The organism is Deinococcus sp. JMULE3, assembly GCF_013337115.1.
Lineage (GTDB): Bacteria > Deinococcota > Deinococci > Deinococcales > Deinococcaceae > Deinococcus.
Genome location: NZ_SGWE01000004.1, coordinates 651,447 through 671,914 on the forward strand (window position 1 = coordinate 651,447; position 20,468 = coordinate 671,914).

20 protein-coding genes, 2 tRNA genes and 1 pseudogene are annotated in these 20,468 nt (G+C 70.5%); 14 read left to right on the forward strand and 9 right to left on the reverse strand.

The genetic code is table 11. The features are described from left to right. Positions 1–56 precede the first annotated feature (56 nt). A tRNA-Val gene (locus tag EXW95_RS05945) sits at positions 57–131 on the reverse strand. Between the two features lie 6 nt (positions 132–137). Next, a tRNA-Ile gene (locus EXW95_RS05950) sits at positions 138–213 on the reverse strand. A gap of 120 nt (positions 214–333) precedes the next feature. Between EXW95_RS05950 and EXW95_RS05955 the strand changes: the two genes are divergently transcribed. From EXW95_RS05955 to EXW95_RS05975, 5 genes are all read left to right on the forward strand, one after another. After that, positions 334–1,722 carry a glycogen synthase gene (locus EXW95_RS05955; RefSeq protein ID WP_174366687.1) on the forward strand — a complete coding sequence of 463 codons (1,389 nt, stop codon included), beginning with the start codon at positions 334–336 and terminating at the stop codon, positions 1,720–1,722. Next, positions 1,719–2,561, forward strand: a complete 843-nt coding sequence (locus EXW95_RS05960) for a hypothetical protein (protein ID WP_174366688.1) — start codon at positions 1,719–1,721, stop codon at positions 2,559–2,561. The genes EXW95_RS05955 and EXW95_RS05960 overlap by 4 nt, the downstream gene beginning before the upstream one ends. 62 nt (positions 2,562–2,623) lie before the next feature. Next, positions 2,624–3,403, forward strand: a complete 780-nt coding sequence (locus EXW95_RS05965) for an RNA methyltransferase (protein WP_174366689.1) — start codon at positions 2,624–2,626, stop codon at positions 3,401–3,403. A gap of 110 nt (positions 3,404–3,513) precedes the next feature. After that, positions 3,514–5,253 (forward strand): GAF domain-containing sensor histidine kinase, encoded by a 1,740-nt coding sequence (locus EXW95_RS05970; RefSeq protein ID WP_174368849.1) that lies wholly within the window; start codon positions 3,514–3,516, stop codon positions 5,251–5,253. A gap of 89 nt (positions 5,254–5,342) precedes the next feature. Beyond that, a complete protein-coding gene (locus EXW95_RS05975) occupies positions 5,343–5,591 on the forward strand; it encodes a hypothetical protein (protein WP_174366690.1) in 249 nt (82 codons plus the stop codon). 10 nt (positions 5,592–5,601) lie between these two features. Here EXW95_RS05975 and EXW95_RS05980 read toward each other — a convergent pair whose 3' ends face one another. Then, positions 5,602–6,054, reverse strand: a complete 453-nt coding sequence (locus tag EXW95_RS05980; protein ID WP_174366691.1) for a VOC family protein — start codon at positions 6,052–6,054, stop codon at positions 5,602–5,604. Then, a complete protein-coding gene (locus tag EXW95_RS05985) occupies positions 6,051–6,527 on the reverse strand; it encodes a hypothetical protein (RefSeq protein ID WP_174366692.1) in 477 nt (158 codons plus the stop codon). The genes EXW95_RS05980 and EXW95_RS05985 overlap by 4 nt, the downstream gene beginning before the upstream one ends. 104 nt (positions 6,528–6,631) lie before the next feature. Between EXW95_RS05985 and glgP the strand changes: the two genes are divergently transcribed. The 3 genes from glgP (at position 6,632) to EXW95_RS06000 (ending at position 10,776) form a co-directional block, all read left to right on the forward strand. After that, positions 6,632–9,148 carry an alpha-glucan family phosphorylase gene (glgP, locus tag EXW95_RS05990; RefSeq protein ID WP_174366693.1) on the forward strand — a complete coding sequence of 839 codons (2,517 nt, stop codon included), beginning with the start codon at positions 6,632–6,634 and terminating at the stop codon, positions 9,146–9,148. Positions 9,149–9,383: 235 nt separating this feature from the next. Then, positions 9,384–9,758 (forward strand): carboxymuconolactone decarboxylase family protein, encoded by a 375-nt coding sequence (locus EXW95_RS05995; RefSeq protein WP_174366694.1) that lies wholly within the window; start codon positions 9,384–9,386, stop codon positions 9,756–9,758. 187 nt (positions 9,759–9,945) lie between these two features. Next, on the forward strand, positions 9,946–10,776 hold the full coding sequence (locus EXW95_RS06000) for a DMT family transporter (protein WP_174368850.1): 831 nt from the start codon (positions 9,946–9,948) through the stop codon (positions 10,774–10,776). Positions 10,777–10,910: 134 nt separating this feature from the next. Here the strand turns inward: EXW95_RS06000 and EXW95_RS06005 are convergent, their stop codons facing one another. After that, entirely contained in the window at positions 10,911–12,485 is a 1,575-nt protein-coding gene (locus EXW95_RS06005; protein ID WP_174366695.1) for an ABC transporter ATP-binding protein, read from the reverse strand. A 110-nt stretch (positions 12,486–12,595) separates the two neighbouring features. Between EXW95_RS06005 and EXW95_RS06010 the strand changes: the two genes are divergently transcribed. The 3 genes from EXW95_RS06010 to EXW95_RS06020 all read left to right on the forward strand — a co-directional run bounded on the left by EXW95_RS06010 (position 12,596) and on the right by EXW95_RS06020 (position 14,754). After that, positions 12,596–13,039 carry a hypothetical protein gene (locus EXW95_RS06010; RefSeq protein WP_174366696.1) on the forward strand — a complete coding sequence of 148 codons (444 nt, stop codon included), beginning with the start codon at positions 12,596–12,598 and terminating at the stop codon, positions 13,037–13,039. A 77-nt stretch (positions 13,040–13,116) separates the two neighbouring features. Next, complete coding sequence (locus EXW95_RS06015) at positions 13,117–13,941, forward strand: phosphatase PAP2 family protein (RefSeq protein WP_174366697.1); 825 nt, start codon at positions 13,117–13,119, stop codon at positions 13,939–13,941. Between the two features lie 126 nt (positions 13,942–14,067). After that, positions 14,068–14,754 carry a c-type cytochrome gene (locus EXW95_RS06020; protein WP_174366698.1) on the forward strand — a complete coding sequence of 229 codons (687 nt, stop codon included), beginning with the start codon at positions 14,068–14,070 and terminating at the stop codon, positions 14,752–14,754. A 167-nt stretch (positions 14,755–14,921) separates the two neighbouring features. Here EXW95_RS06020 and EXW95_RS06025 read toward each other — a convergent pair whose 3' ends face one another. Further along, complete coding sequence (locus EXW95_RS06025) at positions 14,922–15,248, reverse strand: HNH endonuclease (protein WP_174366699.1); 327 nt, start codon at positions 15,246–15,248, stop codon at positions 14,922–14,924. 64 nt (positions 15,249–15,312) lie between these two features. Continuing rightward, complete coding sequence (locus EXW95_RS06030; protein WP_174366700.1) at positions 15,313–16,284, reverse strand: DUF1517 domain-containing protein; 972 nt, start codon at positions 16,282–16,284, stop codon at positions 15,313–15,315. A gap of 88 nt (positions 16,285–16,372) precedes the next feature. On the opposite strand from EXW95_RS06030, the gene EXW95_RS06035 reads away from it, so the two are divergent. Then, positions 16,373–16,735, forward strand: coding sequence for a hypothetical protein (locus EXW95_RS06035; RefSeq protein WP_174366701.1), 363 nt, complete (start codon positions 16,373–16,375; stop codon positions 16,733–16,735). Positions 16,736–16,832: 97 nt separating this feature from the next. After that, positions 16,833–17,357, forward strand: coding sequence for a desiccation-associated late embryogenesis abundant protein (locus EXW95_RS06040; RefSeq protein ID WP_174366702.1), 525 nt, complete (start codon positions 16,833–16,835; stop codon positions 17,355–17,357). Between the two features lie 193 nt (positions 17,358–17,550). Here the strand turns inward: EXW95_RS06040 and EXW95_RS06045 are convergent, their stop codons facing one another. Next, entirely contained in the window at positions 17,551–18,600 is a 1,050-nt protein-coding gene (locus tag EXW95_RS06045) for a M42 family metallopeptidase (RefSeq protein ID WP_371809939.1), read from the reverse strand. A gap of 107 nt (positions 18,601–18,707) precedes the next feature. On the opposite strand from EXW95_RS06045, the gene apaG reads away from it, so the two are divergent. Further along, complete coding sequence (gene apaG, locus EXW95_RS06050; protein ID WP_119674092.1) at positions 18,708–19,100, forward strand: Co2+/Mg2+ efflux protein ApaG; 393 nt, start codon at positions 18,708–18,710, stop codon at positions 19,098–19,100. A gap of 371 nt (positions 19,101–19,471) precedes the next feature. Here the strand turns inward: apaG and dusA are convergent. Then, positions 19,472–20,445: pseudogene (dusA, locus tag EXW95_RS06055) on the reverse strand (tRNA dihydrouridine(20/20a) synthase DusA). Positions 20,446–20,468 lie beyond the last annotated feature (23 nt).

Below are 20,468 nucleotides of genomic sequence, written 5' to 3' on the forward strand. Positions count from 1 at the left end.
GGCGCAGCAGGCTGGAGCGGAACAAGGAAAAAACCCCGCCGGAGCGAGGTTTGATGTGGTGGGCGGTATAGGATTTGAACCTACGACCCTTCGCGTGTGAAGCGAATGCTCTACCGCTGAGCTAACCGCCCGTGTTGTGGTGGGCCCTGCCGGATTTGAACCGGCAACCAATCGGTTATGAGCCGACTGCTCTGACCGTTGAGCTAAGAGCCCGCAGAGCTTTTCTTGGCTGCCCTCGTTCAGGGCGAGGGGAAGTGTACCAATGGCCTGCTGGGTTGTCAAATCCTGCTGGGCCTGGGGGGCGGGGGCGCGTGGGCGGGTAGAGTGCGGGGCATGCGTGTCGTGCATGTGGCGTCCGAGGTGTTCCCGTTCTCGCGGTCCGGTGGGCTGGGTGACGTGCTGGGCGCGCTGCCGGCGCAGCAGGCGCGGCTGGGCGCGGCGGTGACGGTGGTGTCGCCGTGGTACGCGGATATCGCGCAGCCCGTGCGGGAGGTCTGGCGTGGGGCGCTGGACGTGCCGGGGTCGGTGCCGCTGGCGGACGTGCGGGTGGGGGAAGTCGTGCAGGGCGGCGTGCAGTTCCTGTTCGTGGGGCTGGGGGCGTTCGATCGTCCTGGGTTGTACTTCCCGGATGACGTGTGGCGCTTCGCGCAGTTCGCGCGGGCGGTGCTGCCCGCGCTGGAGCGCGTGGGTGTCGCGCCGGACGTGGTGCACGCGCACGACTGGCAGGCGGGACTGGTGGTGGCCCTGGCGCGGCTGGCGGGGGTGCGGGCGGTGTTCAGCGTGCACAACCTCCAGTACCAGGGGCGCTGGAACCTGATCGACGGGGTGGGCTGGACGGGCCTGCCGGACTGGGCGTTCACGCACGAGGGCCTGGAGTTCCACGGGGACGTGAACCTGATGAAGGCGGGGCTGGTGTTCGCGTCGCAGGTGACGACGGTCAGCCCGACGTACGCGCTGGAGATCACCACGCCCGAGTACGGTGAGGGCCTGGAGGGCCTGCTGGTGCGCCTGACGCACGAGGGGCGCCTGAGTGGCATCCTGAACGGCCTGGATCAGGACCGCTGGGACCCGAGAAAGGACGTGGACGTCACGCCGTTCGCGGACGTGGCGGGCAAGGCGGCGTGCGGGGCGGCGCTGCGCGCGGAATTCGGCCTGGACGACGCGCCGATCCTGGCGGCGGTCAGCCGACTGGCGGAGCAGAAGGGCATGGACCTGCTGATCGAGGCGCTGCCCACCCTGACGCGCGACTGGAACGTGGTGGTGCTGGGTGGCGGCGACCCGCGTCTGGAGGCGGGGCTGCGCGAGTGGAACGCGCATCCGCGCGTGGCGTTCGCGCAGGGTATGAACGAGCCGCTGGCGCACCGCATCTACGCCGGCGCGGACGCGTTCGCGATGCCCAGCCGCTTCGAGCCGTGCGGGCTGTCGCAGATGATCGCCATGCGCTACGGGACGCTGCCCGTGGTGCGTGAGACGGGCGGGCTGGTGGACACCGTCCCGCACGAGGTGGGCTTCCGTTTCGCCGGGGCGACGCCGCAGGCGCTGGTGGACGCGTGCGCCGAGGCGCGACTGACCTTCGACGACCGCGCGGAGTGGACGGCCCGCGCGCAGGAGGCCATGAGCCTGGATTTCAGCTGGGACGGCCCGACCCGTGAGTACCTGGGGCTGTACGCGCGGGTGCTGAGCAGTCCGCTGCGCCCGCTGCCCGGTCCGGTGGACGCGTGACCGTTCAGGTCGAGCGGCTGTCCGGGGACGGCCTGACGACCGTCCTGGCCGCGCTGTACGACGCGCCGCAGGAGGCGGTCGCGTGGATGGCGGACGTGTGCACGGCGGCGTGGGTGGCGTTCGAGGTGCAGTCCGGCGAGGACGGCGAGCCGCGCGAGGTGGTCCTGGGTGCCGCCGGGACGCGGCCCAGCCCGGCGCACGGTGCGGAACTGCTCGGCGGCGTGTTCAGCGGGCCGCTGCGCGAAGGGGCGGCGCTGGCCCTGGCGGACGCCGCGCGCGCCGAGGTGGGCCGCGCGTACGTGTTCGCCGACGGGCACCTGTTCCCACCCGAGCCGTTCCTGACGCTGGGCTGGCGCGAGACGGGCGCGTACCGCCGCCTGGAGGGCCGCGTGCCCTACCGGCACGTCACGCCCCCGGACGGCGTGACCCTGCGCGCCCTGGCCGACACGCCCCACGCGGCGCGGCTGGAGGCGCTGCGTACGTACGAGGACCGCATCGGGCACCACGCGGTCCACGAGGACGCCGCGCGGGACGGCGCGGGGGATTTCGACGCGCACGTCAGCGTGGTCGCGCTGGACGACCAGGGGCGCGGGATCGGCGTGTGCCGCGCCGCCATCGAGGACGGGCAGGGCCGCGTGGACGCGCCGGGCGTGCACCCGCTGTGGCGGCACACGGCGCTGCGCTCGGCGCTGCTGAACGAGGTGAATACACACCTGCGCGCGCGCGGCGTCACGCAGCTCAGCATGGACTCCTGGGGCGACACGCCCGAGGATCTCGCGCACGACCTGAAGTGGGGCCTGCACGTCGTGGACGAGACGCCGCTGCTCAGCTCGCCCTGACCTGCGCGCTGAACGTGGGCGGCGGCGCGGTCGAATTGCGCCGCTGAGGTACCATCGGGGGTGTGAATCTCGCGGTGGTGCTCGTTTCTCCTAAAACTCCTGGCAATATCGGTTCGGCGGCGCGCGCCATGCTGAACATGGGGGCGCGGGACCTGCGGCTCGTCGCGCCACGCTGCGACCACCTGGATTCCGGCGCGGTGGCGATGGCGGTGCACGCGGCGGACCTGCTGCGCGAGGCGAAGGTGTACCCGACGCTGCGCGAGGCGCTGGCCGACCGGGACCTCAGTGTGGGGACCACGGCGCGCCTGCGCGCGGATCTGGCCCCGCCGCAGCACCCGGCGTACGTGCGCCCGCTGGTGCGCGCAGCGGCGGCGCCCGCGCTGGTGTTCGGCCCGGAGGAGACCGGGCTGATCAACAGCGACCTGGAGCAGTGTCAGCTGGCGGTGCGCATCCCGACCGGGGATTACGCGAGCCTGAACCTGGCGCAGGCGGTGCTGCTGGTGTGTTACGAGTTCCTGCAGGGGCAGGACGAACTGCCCGAGCGGCAGCGCAAGACGGCGACGCGTGAGGAGATGGAGGCGCTGTACGGTCACCTGCGCGAGACGATGACCCTGATCGGGTATACGGACGCGGTGCGGGCGCGGCACACGCTGCGGCTGTGGCGGGCGACGCTGGACCGGGCGTTGATGAGCAGCGCCGAGAGCCGCCTGTTCCGCGGGCTGCTGCGGCAGGTGCAGTGGAAGGTGGAGGACGCCGCCGCGCGCGGCACGACCGCCCCCCGGCAGGCTCCGGCGCCGGACGCCCCGGAGCTGAACCTGCCGGACACCGAACAGAACAGCTGACTCCGGCCGGGACGGCTCGCCCGGAGGCCTGGGCCTAGACTGGGGCCATGACGGACGCTCCTGCGCCGCGCCAGCCTGCTCCTGACGCCCTGAACCCCGACCTCTCCCCCATGCCGGATGGTCTGCCGGACGCCCTGCCGGAGGCGCTGGAGGGCGCGCCGGTGCGGGGGCCGAGGGGCTTCCGGCTGTCGGACCGCGTGCGGGTGGTGCGTAACGTTCTGCCGCCGCTGATCGTGCTGGTGGTGGGCGTGGTGGAGTTCCTGATCTCGCTGCTGCCCGGCGCGGCGCTGGAGCTGTGGGCGCACCTGCTGTTCTACGGGCTGGTGGGTCCGGCGGTGACGTACTTCAGCGTGGAGTGGATCGCGGAGGGCACCCGCGCGCGCGAGCGGGCCGAGCGGCAGCTGCTGGACCTGTACGGCGAGCTGCGGGTGTCGCACGCGCGGCTGGGCGCGGTGCAGGAACTCATGCGGGACCTGTCGGACGCGGCGGACATGGGCGCGGTGCTGGACGTCGCGGCGCGCGGCGCGGTCCGCGTGACGGGCGCGCAGCGGGCGACGCTGACGGTGCCGGGCGGCCTGAGCGGCACGGCCCGCGCCGAGGGGGGCAGCGGCGAGGCGGCGGGACCGCTGCATCCGCTGAAGGTGGCGGTGCCGGGCGGCGGGGCGCTGGCCCTGCACTTCCAGGACGTGCCCCCGGCGGACGCGGAGGCGCTGGCGCAGGCGCTGGCCGCCGAGGTCGCCCGGGGCGTGGAAGCGGTGCGGCAGCGGACGCTGGACCTGATGACGCTGTACTCGGTGGATCAGAGTATCCGCGCCGAGCGCAACATGCGTCGCCTGCTGGGCCGCGTGACGCACGCCATGGCGGGCCGCGTGGGGGCCGGGGCGCGCGCGGTGGTCCTGAGCGATCAGGACGGGGTGCTGCGGCTGGAGTACGCGCAGGACGCGCACGGCGAGCGGCGCGGCGGGGTCGCCCCGGCGTTCGCGCAGCGGGTCGCACATGCCGAGGCGGCCCTGAAGGCCACCGACGAGGAGGCCGCCGAGGTGTTCCCGGACGCCCGCAGCGTGCTGGGCCTGCCCATGCGGGACGAGGAGGGCCTGGTGGGCGTGCTGCTGCTGGGTGACCCGGACCCGAACGCCTTCGATGACGCGCGGGTGTCGCTGCTGGCGCTGATGGCAGGGCAGGCGACGCTGGCGGTGCGGAACGCGCGGGCGTACCTGTACTCGGAGGAACTGGCGATCAGCGACGAGCGCGCCCGGATTGCCCGCGAGATTCACGATGGGGTGGCGCAGTCGCTGGCGTTCGCGGCGCTGAAGCTGGACGTGGTGGCCCGGCAGATCCATACGGACCCCCCGAAGGCGGAAGCCGAGGTGCGCGCGGCGACGACGCTGCTGCGCGAGCAGATCCGCGAGGTGCGCCGTTCGATCTTCGCGCTGCGGCCCATCGACCTGGAACGCTACGGGCTGCTGGAGACGGTGCGCCGCTATGTGCTGGATTTCGGCGAGCAGAACAATCTGCGGGTGCACCTGAACGTCAGCGGGGACGTGCACCTGTCGCCGGGGGACGAGGCGGTCGTGTTCCGGATCCTGCAGGAGAGCCTGAACAACGTCGCCAAGCACGCCCGCGCGCAGGAGGTCAAGGTGACGCTGCACGGCGCGGAGGGCGTGACGCTGCGCGTGCAGGACGACGGGGCGGGGTTCGATCCGGACGCGATCTCGGGCCGGGTGAGCAGCGCGGGCGGCCTGGGCCTGCTGCAGATGCGCGAGCGGATCGAGGCGCGCGGCGGCCTGTACCGGGTGCTGTCCAGTCCGGGGCACGGCACGCTGGTCGAGGCGGAACTCCCGCAGGGCTGAGCGCAGGATGAAGGTCGTGGGGTGAAGTTCCGCACACTTAGGGTCCGGCGTGGCAGGTGGCTGTGACGCCTGCCCTTCTACCCTGGGGCATGACCTTCGCGGATACATCCTTCGAGGCGCGCACCTGGGCGCTGATGGGCCTGCTGTCCCGCGCGGACGGGAGCGTCATGACCCTCGCCGAGTACGAGGACGTCTGGGACGAACTCATGAGTACGGTCGAGGCGCGTGGGCTGCGCTTCTCGGGCCGGGCGATGCCGCTGGACCTGGATGAACTGTCCCCGCAGGACGTCCGCGCCGCGATGCACCCGCAGGAACGCGGCGTGAACGAACCCCTGTAACGGGGGCGGGTCAAACGGGCGGCTGGATGAATTCCAGGATGGTGCCGTCGGCGTTGTGCAGGTACGCCAAGCGCGCGCCGATCGGGCCTGGGCTCTCGGTGACGGTCGCCACCTCTCCGCGCACCTGCCAGCCCCACGGGGCGCTGTCGCGGATCAGGGCGGCCAGGTCCGCCACGCGGAAGGCCAGGTGCCAGGAGCCGATGTCGGCCGGGCTGGGCCGGTACGTGGCGCGGCCTTCGGGGGCGAGGGGCTGGTACAGTTCGACGGTCTGTCCGTGCAGGGCGAGCATGGCGAGGCGGCTGCGCAGGCCGGGCACGCCGGTCTCCTGTTCGGGGAGGGGACCGCTGACCTCGGTCTGGCCGAGCAGGGTGAAGCCCAGGACCTCCTGCCAGTAGCCGAGTTCACGGGTCAGGTCGCTGACGGCGATGGCGGTGTGGACGGTGCCCAGGACGTGGCCGCTCATGGTCGGGCCATGACGGCGCGGATCTTCGCTTCCATGCCTTTCAGGACGCTGGGGTGGCGCAGCGCGGCGACCAGGGCGCGGGTGGCGTGGTGTTCGCTGCCACTCAGGGCGTCCTGGAGGTGCTCGCGGATGGCGGGGTGCAGGGTGCCGTGGGGCCACAGCAGGTCGCGCAGCAGGTCGGCGGCGGGCAGGTCGCCCAGGGGCAGGTCGCGTGAGGACGGGCCGGCGCGGGTCAGGTGCAGGGTGGCGTGCCCGTGCGCATCCTGGGTCAGTTCGGCGTGGACGGGGTGTCCGGCATGGCGGGTGACGTGTTCGATGGTCTGCTGGAAGGCGCGGGTCAGGTTCAGGGCGAGACTGCGGCCCAATAGGGTCAGGCGGGCGGGGTCGTGGGTGGTGACGTGCAGGGTCTGCGTGAGGTGCCGGGCGATGCGGTCGCCTTCGGTCATCAGGGCGGCGTGGGGGTCGTGGGTCATGGGGGCTCCGGGGTGACTGTCTGGACAGGTGTCCCCCAGCATTGTGGGGGCGGGCAGAACCAATGAAGGCGGGGGCTGAGCGGCTTAGTGTAAGCTCGACAGGTATGAACGTCATTGGCAAGGTCACGGTGCTGCCTCAGCTGCCGCCCGGCATCGCGCGGCTGTCGGAACTGGCTTACAACCTCTACTGGTCGTGGACGCCGCACGCTCAGGCGCTGTATCAGGAACTCGATTCGGCAAATTGGGAGCGCTTCCAGCACAACCCGGTGCGCCAGCTGCTCGAAGTGCCCCAGGCCCGCCTGGAACAGGCCGCCGCGGACCCCGCGTACCTCGCGCGCTACGCGAAAGTCATGGCCGACTTCGACGCCTACATGGGCAAGCAGGACACCTGGGCCGCGAAGAACGCCGCGGGCATGAAGCCGGTCGCGTACTTCAGCATGGAGTACGCCTTCCACGAGTCCCTGCCCATCTACTCCGGCGGTCTGGGCGTGCTCGCGGGCGACCACTGCAAGAGTGCCTCGGACCTCGGGATTCCCTTCACGGCGGTCGGCATGCTGTTCCACCAGGGGTACTTCCGGCAGCTGTTCGACAAAGACGGCTGGCAGAACGAGGCCTACGACGAACTCGACCTGACCACCCTGCCCATCACGCCCGCCCTGACCGAAGGTGGCGAGGAGGCGCGCGTGAAGGTCCGCATCGGCGACCGCGACGTGCACGTCCGCATCTGGAACCTGAACGTGGGCCGCATCAGGGTGCTGCTGCTCGACACGAACGTCCCCGAGAACAACGAGGACGACCGTAAGCTGACGGCCCGCCTGTACGGCGGCAATCAGGAACTGCGCGTGCAGCAGTACGTCCTGCTGGGCGTGGCGGGCATCCGCGCGCTGCGCGTCCTGAACGTCCCCGGCGACGTGTACCACATGAACGAGGGTCACGCCGCGCTGCTGGGCCTGGAACGCACCCGCGAGTACGTGGCGCGCGGCCTGGACTTCAAGACCGCCCTGGAAACCGTGGCCAGCTCGACGCTGTTCACCACGCACACGCCCGTCGCCGCCGGGAACGACGCCTTCGCGTACGACCTGATGGACCGCTACATCGGCGCGTGGCCCGCCCAGCTCGCCACCAGCCGCGACGAACTGTACCGGCTGGCCGAGCACGAGCAGATGTGGGACGGCCACCCGGTCCCGACCTTCTCCATGACGGTGTTCGCGCTGAACATGAGCCGCGCGGCGAACGGCGTGTCCGAACTGCACGGCGAGGTCAGCCGCGACATGTGGAAGTTCCTGTACCCCGGTGCCGAGACCGAGGAGGTGCCGATCGGGCACGTCACGAACGGCGCGCACAACCTCACCTTCACGTCCCAGGCCATGCGTGACCTGCTGGGCACCGTGCTCCCCGCCGACTGGACCGAGCGTCTGGAAGACGAGCAGATGTGGGAAGCCGTCGAGGGACTGACCGACCAGCAGCTGCAGGACGTGCAGCGCGACATGAAGCGCGACATGATCACCTTCGTGCGCGGCCGCATGCGCGAGCAGATGCTCCGCAACGGCGCGTCCGCCGCGGACGTCGCGGCCACCGACACCCTGCTCGACGAGAACACCCTGACCATCGGCTTCGCGCGCAGATTTGCGACGTACAAGCGCGCCACGCTGCTGTTCCGCGACAAGGCCCGCCTGAGCCGCATCGTGAACCACCCCGAGCGGCCCGTGCAGTTCGTGTTCGCCGGGAAGGCCCACCCCGCCGACAACCCCGGCAAGTCCTTCATTCAGGAGATCTACCGCGTGTCACAGGAACCCGAGTTCCGCGGCAAGATCGTCATCCTGGAAAACTACGACATGCACGTCGCCCGTCACCTCGTGCAGGGCGTGGACATCTGGCTGAACAACCCCCGCCGCCCCCTGGAGGCCTCCGGCACCAGCGGCATGAAGGCCAGCTTCAACGGCAGCCCCAACCTCTCCATCCTGGACGGCTGGTGGCGCGAAGGTTTTGATGGCACGAACGGCTGGCCCATCGGCGAGGAACGCGAGTACGCCGACCTGAACGTCCAGGACGACGCGGACGCCTTCAGCATGTACCACACGCTGGAAACCGACATCACGCCCCGCTACTACGGCGGCCTGAGCGGCCAGCCCACCTGGGCGTCCACGGTGCGCCGCGCCATCCAGACGGTCAGCCCGCGCTTCTCCATGCAGCGTCAGGTGATCGACTACGTGCAGAAGTACTACCGGCCCATCGCCGAGCGCGGCGCGAAACTCGCCAGTGGCAACAGCACCCGCGCGCGCGAACTCGCCGCGTGGAAGGGCTGGGTGCGCCAGCAGTGGCCCTACACCACCCTGACCGCCACTGCCCAGCTGCCCGCCACCGCCCGCCCCGGCCAGAGCGTCCCCGTCACCGCGCACGTGAACCCCGCCGGGATCAACCTGGACGAACTGCGCGTCGAGGCGGTCCTGAACCGCGGCGGCCACCTGACCCGCGTGCCCCTGACCAGCCGCGGCGGCGGCACGTTCAGCGCCGAGATCCCCCTGAAGGACAGCGGCCTGTACTCGGTCGGCGTGCGCATGCTGCCCGTGATCGACGGGCTGAGCAACGACCTGGAAGCCGGCCTGATCAAGTGGGCCTGACCGGCGGTCAGGTCGCCACGACCTGACCCGAGTGGAACGAGGAGCCGACCCGAGCGGCGGTCTGCAGTGGAGGTGGTGGGGTGCGTTCCCCCACCACCGGAATGTAAGACCGCTGCCCGAGCCCCACCTGAACCCTGCCTGCCCCCTCCCCCCGCCGGGAGGGGGTTTTTTCTCTGTCTGCACGCTCCCTGACGCGGTAACAGTGCTGCCCTGTTCACGCCGGGTACGCTCAGGCATGAGCGACCAACTGGAACGCGGGAAACGCAAGCGCGCGCAGGTCATGGGGCAGGAGTACGTGGACCGGGCGTTCAGTGGCGACCCCGAGGCGTTCGGCGCGGACTACCAGCGTTTCCTGACCGAGTACGCCTGGGGCGCGGCGTGGGGCCGGGGGAACCTGACGGACCGCGAGCGGCACATGGTCACGCTGGGCATCCTGGCGGCGCTGGGCCGCGAGCGGGAGTTCGAGGGCCACGTTCGCGCGACCCGCAACACCGGGGTCAGTGCCCGTGATCTGAGTGACGTGCTGCATCAGGTAGCGATCTACGCCGGTGTCCCGGCGGGCCTGAGCGGGTTCACCATCGCAAAGCGGGTGCTGGAGGAGCAGGAGTAGGCATTCAGGCAGGGCAGACACCCGCACCCGGCAGCCGCGCGTGGGGTGATCTAATGCCCGCCATGTCCCGCGTCCTCTTCCACTCTGCCACCGGTTCCCGGGTCGCCGCGCCACGGGGGCGGTCTTGACCAGTCCGGCCAAGGGGGCGCGGTTCACCCTGCCGCCGGTGCCGTCCCTGCTGCTGGCGATGCTGAGCATCCAGGGCGGCGCGGCCTTCGCGAAGACGCTGTTCCCGACGCTGGGTCCGGCGGGGACGACCACGGTCCGCGTGGCGCTCGCGGCGGCGCTGCTGATGCTGGTGTTCCGTCCCGCGCTGAACCGCCTGTCGTGGGTGCAGTGGCGGGCGATCCTCCCGTACGGCGCGGCGCTGGGCCTGATGAACCTCGCGTTCTACGAGTCGCTGCGGCTGCTGCCGCTGGGGCTGGCGGTCACGCTGGAGTTCGTGGGGCCGCTGCTGCTGTCGCTGGCGCTGTCGCGCCGTCCGCTGGACGTGGCGTGGGTGGCGCTGGCGGGGCTGGGCATCGTGCTGATCTCCCCCATCGGCAGTGGCGGGGCCGGGAACGTCCCGGTGCTGGGCATCGTGCTGGCGCTCGTGGCGGGCGGGATGTGGGCGCTGTATATCCTCGCGGGGGGCGCGGTGGGCCGCCGGGTGCCCGGCACGACCGGCGTGGTGGCAGGCATGATCGTCGCCGCGCTCGTCACCCTGCCGTTCGGCGTGATTCAGGCAGGTCCGGCGCTGCTCGCGCCGCACGCGCTGCTGCTGGGCCTGGGCGTCGCGGTGCTGTCCAGCGCGCTGCCGTACACGCTGGAGATGCGCGCCCTGCGCGCCATTCCCGCCCGGATCTTCGGCGTGATGATGAGCATCGAACCGGCCCTGGCGGCCCTGAGCGGCCTGCTGTTCCTCGGCGAGCGCCTCACGGCCGTGCAGTGGGCCGCGATGGCCTGCGTGATCGCCGCCAGCGCCGGAATCAACCTGACCGGCAAGGCCGCGCACAGCGAACCGGAACCCGTGAATTAGGGAATCGGGACGCGGAAGGCAGTGGGAAGTGAACAAGAAGAGGCCCGCACAGCATCGCTGCTGGCGGGCCTTCCCGGTGGGGCGGAGGCGGGCGCAGGACCCACTCCCCACTGCCCACTTCCTACTCCCCGCGTTTACCAGCTGGCCTGGGTGGTGGTGGTGTCGCCGCCGCTGCCGGTCATCAGGAGGCCCAGCTGGGTTTCGGTGGCGTTCGCGGCGTTCACCTCACCGACGACCTTGCCTTCGTACATGACGAGGATGCGGTCGGCGAGGTTCATGACTTCGCCGAGGTCGGCGCTGACGAGCAGCACGGCGAGGCCCTGGTCGCGCGCCTCGACGATGCGGGAGTGGATGAATTCAATCGCGCCGATGTCCACGCCGCGGGTGGGCTGGCTGGCGACGAGGATCTTGGGGCCCTTGCGCATCTCGCGGGCGACGATGATCTTCTGCGCGTTCCCGCCGGAGTAGCTCCCGGCAGGCAGGGTGGCGCTGCGGGGGCGGACGTCGTACTGCTCGCTGAGAGTGCGGGCGTTCTGCTCGATGACGTCCTGTTTGAGGATGCCGAGGGGTCCGGCGAAGGGCGCGCGGTCGTGTTCGCCCAGGATGAAGTTCTCGGCGGTGGTCATCTCGAGGACGAGGCCGCGTTCGTTGCGGTCCTCGGGCACGTGGGACAGGCCGCTGGCCTCGACCTCGCGCACGCCGCGCGCGGGCTTGCCGAGGTACGTGATCTGACCCTGGTACGTCTGGAGGCCGGTGATCGCCTCGACGAGTTCGCTCTGGCCGTTGCCCTCGACGCCCGCGATGCCGACGATCTCCCCGGCGCGCACCTGGAAGCTCACGCCGTCCACGGCGTTGCGGTGCTCGCCCTTCACGACGACGTTCTGCACGTTCAGGGCGACCTCGCCGGGCTGGGCGGGGGCCTTGTTGACTTTCAGGGTGACGTCGCGGCCGACCATCATGCGGGCCAGGGTTTCGGTGGTGGCGCCCTGGGTGGGGATCGAGCCGATCATCTTGCCGTCGCGGATGACGCTGATGGTGTCGCTGATCTGCAGCACCTCGTGCAGCTTGTGGCTGATGAACACGACGGCGTTGCCGCTCCTGGCGTACTGGTTGACCAGGAAGTCGAACAGTTCGTCCGTTTCGCTGGGGGTCAGCACGGCGGTGGGTTCGTCGAGGATCAGGATGCGGGCGCCGCGGTACAGGGTCTTGAGGATCTCGACCTTCTGCTGCAGGCCGACGGGCAGTTCGCCGACGATGGCGTCGGGGTTCAGGTCGAAGTTGAACTGCTTGATGAGGTCCGCGACGCGTTTACGGGCCGCGCCGTAGTTGATTGAGCCGCCGCTGGTGGGTTCCATGCCCAGGATGACGTTCTCGGTGACGGTCAGCGTCTCGACGAGCATGAAGTGCTGGAAGACCATGCCGATGCCGCGCTTGATGGCCTCGCTGGGGTCGCTGAGGTTCACGGTCTCGCCGTCCACGACGATCTCGCCGCTGGTGGGGGGCTGGATGCCGTACACGATCTTCATCAGGGTGCTCTTGCCCGCGCCGTTCTCGCCGCACAGGGCGTGGACGCTGCCCCACTTGACCTGCATGGAGATGTTGTCGTTGGCGAGCACGAGCGGGAAACGTTTGGTGATGCCGCGCAACTCCAGCGCGTTCGGGGAGTTGTGCTGAACGGCGCGCAGAACGTCGGCCTGTGGAACAGTCATAACGTTCAGTCTAGCTTTCGCGGGCTCGTCTGGACAGACCCTGTGGGGGCGGCGCGTGGGGTCTGGTGCGCCGGGCCGGGTCACGTGGGGCGCGGCGGTACGCTGGGCGCATGCGGCACCCCCCCACGGCACTGAGGCGCACGCCCGAGGAAGTTCGGGACATTCACCTCAGTTACGCCCGGCCTGACCTGCGTTTCTTCTCGGCGGGGGCATGTCACGTGCTGGCGTTCGCGTTTCTGGAACGGTACCCACGCGCGGGTTTTCGGCCGCGGTTCATCTGCCCGGCGGCGGGATTCCACGGAGCGCACGTGTACGTCTCCGACGGCAGAATGGCGTTCGACGCGCAGGGGTACGTGGCAGAGGATGAGCTGCTCGGCGCGCACCGCCGGGCCTTGCAGGCGGAGCAGCCCGAGTGGCTGGCCGACGTGACGGACGTTCAGGTGCCCCTGGCCGAGTTCTGCGCCGGGAACAATCACCGGGCTCCCTGGGATTTTCCGGGGAACGTGTGGGAGCGCGCGCTGGCATACCTGCAGACGTTCCCGGCCCCTGTCTGACCTGGGAGGTCGCCTCGGAGCTGTTCAACTGTGCATCACGCACGTTCGCCCGGCCGATACGTCATGATGTGGGCATCATGGAATCGCTGTGGTTGATGATCACGAACCTGGGTCGTGACGAGGTGTTCATCGTGGTGCTGGCGCTGTTCACGTGGCTGGTGAGGCCGCAGGGTGGGCGGGAGCTGGGCGTGGCGTTCGCCCTGAGTTACCTGCTGAATTCCGCGCTGAAGTACGGCCTGAACCTGCCGCGTCCCTTCACGAACGATCCGTCGGTGGCGTCCGAGGCGGCGCGGGCGACGGCGGGCGGCCCGGGCCTGCCGAGCGGGCACTCGCAGATGAGCGCGACGCTGTGGCTGGGGATCGCGGCGCAGCTGCGCTCGACGGTCTTCACGGTGTTCGCCGCCGTGCTGGTGGCGGTGATCGCGGCGTCGCGCCTGCTGTTGAACGTGCACTACCCCAGTGACGTGGTGGTGGGCCTGCTGCTGGGCGTTGGATTCGCGCTGCTGGCGGCGCGCGTGCACTTCCCGCAGGCGGGGGCGCTGCGCTGGGGCGTTCCGACGGCGCTGCTGGTCGTCGCGGCGCTGATTCCGGCGGGTGCCCCGCGGGAGTTCGGGACGGGCCTGGGGCTGCTAGCGGGCTTCTGGGCGGCGCGGCCCACCTTCGCCCCGCCGCGTGACTGGGCCGGGCGCGTGATCGTGGCGGTGCTGGGTCTGGTGATGGTGTTCGCGGTGTACTTCGCGCTGGGCGCGCTGCCGCAGGAACTCAAGGACATGGGCGTGGTGCGCGCCCTGCGGTACGGTCTGCTGGTGCTGGTCGCGACCGAGGGTGTGCCGCTGGCGCTGCGCCGCTGGCTGCCTGCCCAGGTGGGTGCCGCGCAGGGGGCGCCGCAGGTCGTACACTGACGGTCATCAGACCAGTGCGGGGCAGGTCGGACCTGCCCCTTTGTTCTTCCCGGATAGTCGTTGTCACGTCCTTTCGCCGCCCTGTTCGATTCTGTCCTGCGCTGCCGCGCCCCGTGGAGGCTCCCCATGAACCGACGCTCCCTGCCTGCCGCCCTGCTGCTCGTCACGCCCCTGCTGGCCGGGGTCGCCGCGCTGGCCCAGACCACACCGGCACCGACCACACCTGCCACCCTGAAGGCCGGCCCGGCCGACCTCACGCGGGGCGAGGCCATCGCCGCCAGTTGCAGCGGCTGCCACGGCCCAACCGGCCGCGCCCCCGTCCTGAAGGGCGAACCCGCCGCACAGATCCAGAACGCACTGCTGGCCTTCCGCAACGGCACGCGCCGCAACGGCACCATGCAGGGCGTCGCGTCGCGCCTGAGTGACCAGGACATCGTGGACGTCGCCGCGTTCTACGCCGGACCACCCGCTGCGCCCGCACCCGCCACGCCGCCCGCACCCAGCACCCCCACGCCTGCTGCCCCCGTCACGGCGCCCGGCGCACTGGGCCGCACCCTCTACCTGGAGGGCGCCCCGTCCCGCGACGTGCTGGCCTGCGCGGTCTGCCACGGCGAGGACGGCAAGGGTGCGGACGCCGTGGGCATCCCGGCCATCGCGGGCCTGAGTGCCGCCAGCGTCCTGGAGACCCTCAAGGCGTACCACGCGATGCCGCCCGTGGGCATCGCCTACCCCGACGCCATGCGGATCGCCGTCAAGCCGCTGTCGGACGCGGACATGAGCGCCGTTGCCCAGTTCGTCGCCACGTTGAAGTAGCCCCCTGCCGGCTCCGTCCGGGTGCCCGGTTCCTACGGATTCCGTCTGTTTCGTGAACAGATCGGAACACCACCGATCTGTTCACTCCACGCCCGGAACCCGTTTTTCTCCTCCTCGCGTCCGCTCGGGTTGAAAGTTTCTTGCAAACCTTTCAACCGGAGTCCGTATCAGCGCACCCGGACGGCTTTCGTGGCGGGCTGCGTGCGGAGCCAGCGCACGAAACGCTGCACGTCCTCGTGCCCACGCAGCGCGGTGAGGTCGCGGTACTCACGGGCGAGTTCCACGTTCGAGAAGGTCCGGTGCAGGAACTTGTGGCACGGACTGCACAGCATCGCGGTGGGGAGGTCCGTGACGCGCAGACCCTGGCGCCTCCCCTGCGAGCGGGGCAGCAGGTGGTGCTCGGTCAGCTGCGGCACGGCGCGTTCGCACAGCGCGCAGGTGGGTGCCTCGCGGGGCGGCGGAGGCCAGGTGGACTCGGGCTGGCGGCGGGCCATGACCCGCCCAGGATAGACGCGACCCCCGGCGGGTCACTGCGCCGGGGGTCGCAATGTCCGTGACCTACAGGCGGGTCAGGCTGGGGTACTTCTGGATGGCCTCGTCCTCCGAGAGGAACTCGCCGGGCGCGTCGGGGCTCCAGACGACGTCCGCGCGGATCAGGTCGCCCGGCGCGACGCTGCTGATGGCGCTCAGGGCCGCGCGGGCCTCCTGCGCGGTGGTGACCCCGGCGGGGGGCAGGGCCGCGAGGGCGTGCGCGGCGACCATGATCGTCACGGCGAGGTACTGGTCGCTGGGGTCCGCCTTGAAGGTGTAGTCGTCGCGGTGCTGGTAACCGCTGTTCGGGTCCCTGTTCTGGTAGTTGCTGGTGGTCTGCTCGGTGAACGCCGCGCGGGCCTCGGTGGCCCAGGCGCCCACCTGGCTGTCGGCGGTGCTGGCTGAACCCTGGGCGCGCTGCACGGTGCCGTACACCCAGCGGTCCGGGTGGCGCAGCGCGACCAGCGCGGCTTCCTGCAGCATCCGGGCCAGGCCCTCGTTCGTGTCGGGGTCGCCGGTCTGCGCGACGCGTTGCAGGGCGCGCTTGACCTCGTCTCCCTCGGCCAGGAGGAGCTGCACGCTGACCGCCTGCGCGGTGCCGCTGACGCTGCTCAGGCCGCGCACGCCGCCGCCCAGGCTGCGGCGCATGGTCATCACGACGGCGAAGATCACCACACCGAAGATGATCAGCCCGACCAGGCCGAAGCCGCCGCCGCCCGTGCTGTACCCGTAGCCGCCGCCGTACCCGCCGTTGTTGATGATGACCGGGCCGCTGTACCCGCCCCCGTAGCCCCCGCCGTAACTGCCTCCGCGTGAGGAACTGCCGCCGCTGTACCCGCCGCCCGAACTGGACCCGCCGGAACTGCCCGAGCTGCGCCCACCGAAACCGCCGCCCGACTGGGCGTGCGCGACCGGGGCGAACAGGGCGGTCAGGAGCAGCAGCAGGGCCGCGAGCAGCAGCGCGCGGCGGGAGGCGACGCCAGGGTGGGCTGTGGTCATGCGTCAGTCTACGGGGCGCGTGCCGGAGGCGTCCCTGCACGCTTCCTTCACGCCGGGGCGCGGCGGGGGCGGGCGGTACACTGCGGGGATGAACGTGATCACCCTGACCGCCGACGCCTGGGAGACCTTCCTGGCCGGACTGTATGAACGCGACGACCGCCTGGACCTGCGCCAGGACGCAGAGACGTACGCGCGGGACGAGGTGGTGGACGCCTGGGTCATGAGCGGGCACGCCGAGGCGCTGCGCAGCGCCGATCTGGACGGGGACGTGTGGGGCACCCTTGAGGACATCGACGAGACCGCAGGGGACGAGGAGGAGGCCTGGGCGAAGATCCGCGCGTTCTACCTGGAGCGCGGCTGCGTGCTCGTGCAGGTGCAGGGCTACGACGAGCCGGAGGACTGGATCCTGACCGAGGCGCTGGCCCGCCGCCTGGGCCTGACGCCCGCCTGAGAACCGGCCTGCACTCTGGCCCGTGTCTCAGGAAGCCCTGAACGCCGTGTAAATCGCGCCTCATCCTGCACAGATGAGGGGGCGTAGGCTGGCTCTCATGAAAAGCGACCGTCATTTTCCCGTGAAACGCCTGCTCGCGCTCGGTGCCCTGGTCGGCGCCGGCGCGTACTACTTCAGCCGTGAACAGAACCGCCGCGCCCTGGACGCCAAACTGGCCGAACTGGGCCTGAAGGACGCCGCGCACGACGTCGGCGAGAGCGTCACGAAGGGCTGGGAGAAGACCAAGGAGGCCGCCAAGGACGCCGGGGCGGTCATCGCCGACAAGGCGGGCGAGGTCAAGGACGCCGCCGCCGGTGGCGCGCAGGCTGCCGCCGACAAGGTCAAGGAAGTCGCCGGTGACGTGAAGGACGCCGTGCAGGGCGCCGCCGACAAGGCTGGGGACGCCGCGAAGGACGTGGCAGGCACCGCCAGCGACAGGGCCGCCGACCTAAAGGCCGCCGCGCAGGACAAGGCCGCCGAGGTCAAGGCGGACGCTCAGGCCAAGGTCGCCGAGGCGAAGGCCGACGTGCAGAAGGCCGCGAACGACGTCAAGGGCGCGGCCCGCGACGCGAAGAAATCCTGATCGACCACAGCAGGAACGCCCCGCCTTCAATTGGCGGGGCGTTCTCATACGGGTTCCGTTTGTTTCGTTAACAACCCGGAACGACACCGGGTTGCCAACTCCACGCCCGGAACCCGGTTCTCTCCTGCTCGCTCCGCTCGGGTTGAAAGATTTTGCAAACCTTTAAACCGGAGTCCGTACCATATGGAACTGCTCAGCGGCGGGTGAAGTCCGCCTGAGCGGGCAGGCGTTCCAGCCACGCGGCGATGATGTCCGTGCAGGCCTTCACGTCCCGCTCGTCGACCATCTCGTTCGGGGAGTGCATGTAACGGTTGGGGATGCTGACCACGGCGGTCGGCACGCCGGCACGCACCAGGGTCAGGGCGTCGGCGTCCGTGCCGGAGTAGCGGCCCGAGGCGCTCAGCGTGAACGGCACGTCGGCCTCGCGGGCCGCGTCGGTCATCTGGCGGGTCAGGACGGGGCTGACCATCGGGCTGACGGTCAGGTTCGCGCCGGACCCGAAGGGCACCACGCCGTACTTCTTCTCACTCACGCCGGGCTGCTTGGTCTCGTGGGTGACGTCCACGGCGACGCCCGCGACGGGGTTCAGGTGGTACCCGCCGAGCTGCGCGCCGAAACAGCCGATCTCCTCCTGGCTGGTACCGACGGCCACCACGCGGTACGGGAGGTTCTTCCCGGCGACGGCGCGCAGGGCTTCGAGCACGATGAACGCGCCCACGCGGTTGTCCAGCGCGCGGCCCACGACGCGCGTGCCGACCATGATGGGGCCCTGCTCGATCACGGCGTACGTGCCGACCGGCACCTGCTCGGTGACCTCCTCCCTGGTCAGGCCCAGGTCGATCCACAGGTCCTCGATCCGGCTGGCCTTGGTGCGTTCGTCGGCGTCCATGACGTGAATGGCTTTCTTGCCGATCACGCCGATCAGGTCCCCGCCGGGCGCGAGCACGCGGATGCGCTGCCCGACGAGCACCTGCGGGTCCCAGCCGCCGACCGGCAGGACACTCAGGAAGCCCTCGTCCCCCACGTGCGAGACGATCAGGCCGATCTCGTCCAGGTGGCCCATCAGGGCGACGGCGGGGGCACCTTCGGGGCCGACCTCGGCGTACACGTTGCCGTAGTGGTCCTCGTGCGTGCGGGCGAAGGTGGCGGCCTCAGCGAGCCAGACGTCGGCGGCGCGGCGTTCCAGGCCGCTGGGCGCGGCGGCGTCCAGAAGCTTGAACAGGAATTCACGGTTGATAGTCACGCCCGCGAGTCTACGCCCGGCATCGGGGTCACCGACATTCATCCCGGACACAGTGTGCCCCGCACGCCGCAGCTGACCACGGGTCATGATCCACAATGCAGGTGTTCATGCCGGACGCCCCCTCTTTCACCGACAGCCCCGACATCCAGGTCCGCGTGGAGGTGCTGTTCATGCCCTCGCACAGCCAGCCGGGTCGGCTGGTGTTCGCGTACATCATCCACATCGAGAACCGCAGCGACCAGACCTGGAAGCTCCTGGCGCGCCACTGGGACATCGTGGACGGCCTGGGCCGCGAGACCAGCGTGGACGGCGAGGGCGTCGTCGGCGAGCAGCCGGTCCTGCCGCCCGGCGGGTCGTTCACGTACGACTCGTTCGTGACGCTGGAGGCCGCGCCCGGCCACATGGGCGGCCATTACGTCATGCAGGACGCCTGGGGCGCGCGGGCGCGGGTGCCGATCGCGCCGTTCATGCTCGCCGAACCGGGCCGCACCCTGAACTGAGCCGGACTCGCCGAACTGAGCACCAGAGCGAGCAGGAGGGAAAAGGGTTCCAAGTGATTCCAAGACATTCTGATACGGATTCCGTCTGTTTCGTTGACAGATCGGAACACCACCGATCTGCCAACTCCACGTCCGGAACCCGTTTCTCTCCTCCTCGCATCCGCTCGGGTTGAAAGATTTTGCAAACCTTTCAACCGGAGTCCGTATGAGTCGCCCGGTGGCCCCCTCACCCTTCCGTCGCTTCGCTCCTCAGCTGCGCCGCTCTGCGAGTCCCTCCCTCTCTGCTCCGCAGCTCTCCGAGTCCCACAGGGGGAGAGGGGACAACGGAACGCGATCCCGCTGGAAGCAAATCAATTTATTCCCGGATGAATTCAGGCCGGGACGCTCTGGCCCGGGCGTTCGTCGAGCACGTGGTCCGGCACGCCTGCCAGCGCGGCGTGGACGACCTCCAGTCCCGCGCCGGGTTTGTGGCCCTGTTCGCTGATGGTGCGTTTCCAGTGGCGGGCGCCGGGCTGCCCGGCGAAGAGGCCGAGGGTGTGTTTCATCATGCGGTTCAGCGGCTGTCCGGCCTGGAGTTGCGCGGCGACGTAGGGCAGGTAGGCGTGGATGGCCTCGCGGCGCGTGACAGGCGGGGTGTCGTCGCCGAACACGTCCTGATCGGCGCGGGCGAGGATGAACGGGTCCTGGTACGCGGCGCGGCCGATCATGACGCCGTCCGCCCAGCCCAGAGCGTCCTGCGCGGCGTCCAGCGTGAGCACGCCGCCGTTCAGGACGATGGTGAGGTGCGGGAAGTCGGCTTTCAGCTGCCGCACGACCTCGTGCCGCAGGGGGGGAATCTCGCGGTTCTCCTTGGGGGACAGGCCCGAGAGCCAGGCCTTGCGGGCGTGCACGATGAACGTGTCGCACCCGGCGGCCTCCACGGTGCGGATGAAGCCGGTCAGGTGCTCGTAGCTGTCGAGGTCGTCGATGCCGATGCGGTGCTTGACGGTCACGGGGAGGCTGGTGGCGGCGCGCATGGCGTCCACGGCGCGCGCCACGACGTCCGGGTGCCCATCAGGCACGCGCCGAACGAGCCGCTGCTGACGCGGTCGCTGGGGCAGCCGCAGTTCAGGTTCACCTCGTCGTACCCGTAGCCTTGCGCGATGCGGGTGCAGTCCGCGAGGGCCTGGGCGTCGCTGCCGCCCAGTTGCAGCGCGACCGGGTGTTCCCCCGCGTCGAAGGCGAGGTGCCGGTCGCGGTCGCCGTGCAGGATCGCGCCGGTCGTGACCATCTCGGTGTACAGCAGCGTGCGGCGGGTCAGGGTGCGGTGGAAGACGCGGCAGTGCCGGTCGGTCCAGTCCATCATCGGCGCGACCGACAGCGTGTGCG

Bases quoted from the DNA above. Each gene is read 5' to 3' on its own strand.
- EXW95_RS05955 (WP_174366687.1), top strand. From the start codon at position 334: ATGCGTGTCGTGCATGTGGCGTCCGAGGTGTTCCCGTTCTCGCGGTCC.
- EXW95_RS05970 (WP_174368849.1), top strand. From the start codon at position 3,514: ATGCCGGATGGTCTGCCGGACGCCCTGCCGGAGGCGCTGGAGGGCGCG.
- EXW95_RS05975 (WP_174366690.1), top strand. From the start codon at position 5,343: ATGACCTTCGCGGATACATCCTTCGAGGCGCGCACCTGGGCGCTGATG.
- EXW95_RS05980 (WP_174366691.1), bottom strand. From the start codon at position 6,054: ATGAGCGGCCACGTCCTGGGCACCGTCCACACCGCCATCGCCGTCAGC.
- EXW95_RS05985 (WP_174366692.1), bottom strand. From the start codon at position 6,527: ATGACCCACGACCCCCACGCCGCCCTGATGACCGAAGGCGACCGCATC.
- glgP (WP_174366693.1), top strand. From the start codon at position 6,632: ATGAACGTCATTGGCAAGGTCACGGTGCTGCCTCAGCTGCCGCCCGGC.
- EXW95_RS05995 (WP_174366694.1), top strand. From the start codon at position 9,384: ATGAGCGACCAACTGGAACGCGGGAAACGCAAGCGCGCGCAGGTCATG.
- EXW95_RS06000 (WP_174368850.1), top strand. From the start codon at position 9,946: ATGCTGAGCATCCAGGGCGGCGCGGCCTTCGCGAAGACGCTGTTCCCG.
- EXW95_RS06005 (WP_174366695.1), bottom strand. From the start codon at position 12,485: ATGACTGTTCCACAGGCCGACGTTCTGCGCGCCGTTCAGCACAACTCC.
- EXW95_RS06010 (WP_174366696.1), top strand. From the start codon at position 12,596: ATGCGGCACCCCCCCACGGCACTGAGGCGCACGCCCGAGGAAGTTCGG.
- EXW95_RS06015 (WP_174366697.1), top strand. From the start codon at position 13,117: ATGGAATCGCTGTGGTTGATGATCACGAACCTGGGTCGTGACGAGGTG.
- EXW95_RS06020 (WP_174366698.1), top strand. From the start codon at position 14,068: ATGAACCGACGCTCCCTGCCTGCCGCCCTGCTGCTCGTCACGCCCCTG.
- EXW95_RS06025 (WP_174366699.1), bottom strand. From the start codon at position 15,248: ATGGCCCGCCGCCAGCCCGAGTCCACCTGGCCTCCGCCGCCCCGCGAG.
- EXW95_RS06030 (WP_174366700.1), bottom strand. From the start codon at position 16,284: ATGACCACAGCCCACCCTGGCGTCGCCTCCCGCCGCGCGCTGCTGCTC.
- EXW95_RS06035 (WP_174366701.1), top strand. From the start codon at position 16,373: ATGAACGTGATCACCCTGACCGCCGACGCCTGGGAGACCTTCCTGGCC.
- EXW95_RS06040 (WP_174366702.1), top strand. From the start codon at position 16,833: ATGAAAAGCGACCGTCATTTTCCCGTGAAACGCCTGCTCGCGCTCGGT.
- apaG (WP_119674092.1), top strand. From the start codon at position 18,708: ATGCCGGACGCCCCCTCTTTCACCGACAGCCCCGACATCCAGGTCCGC.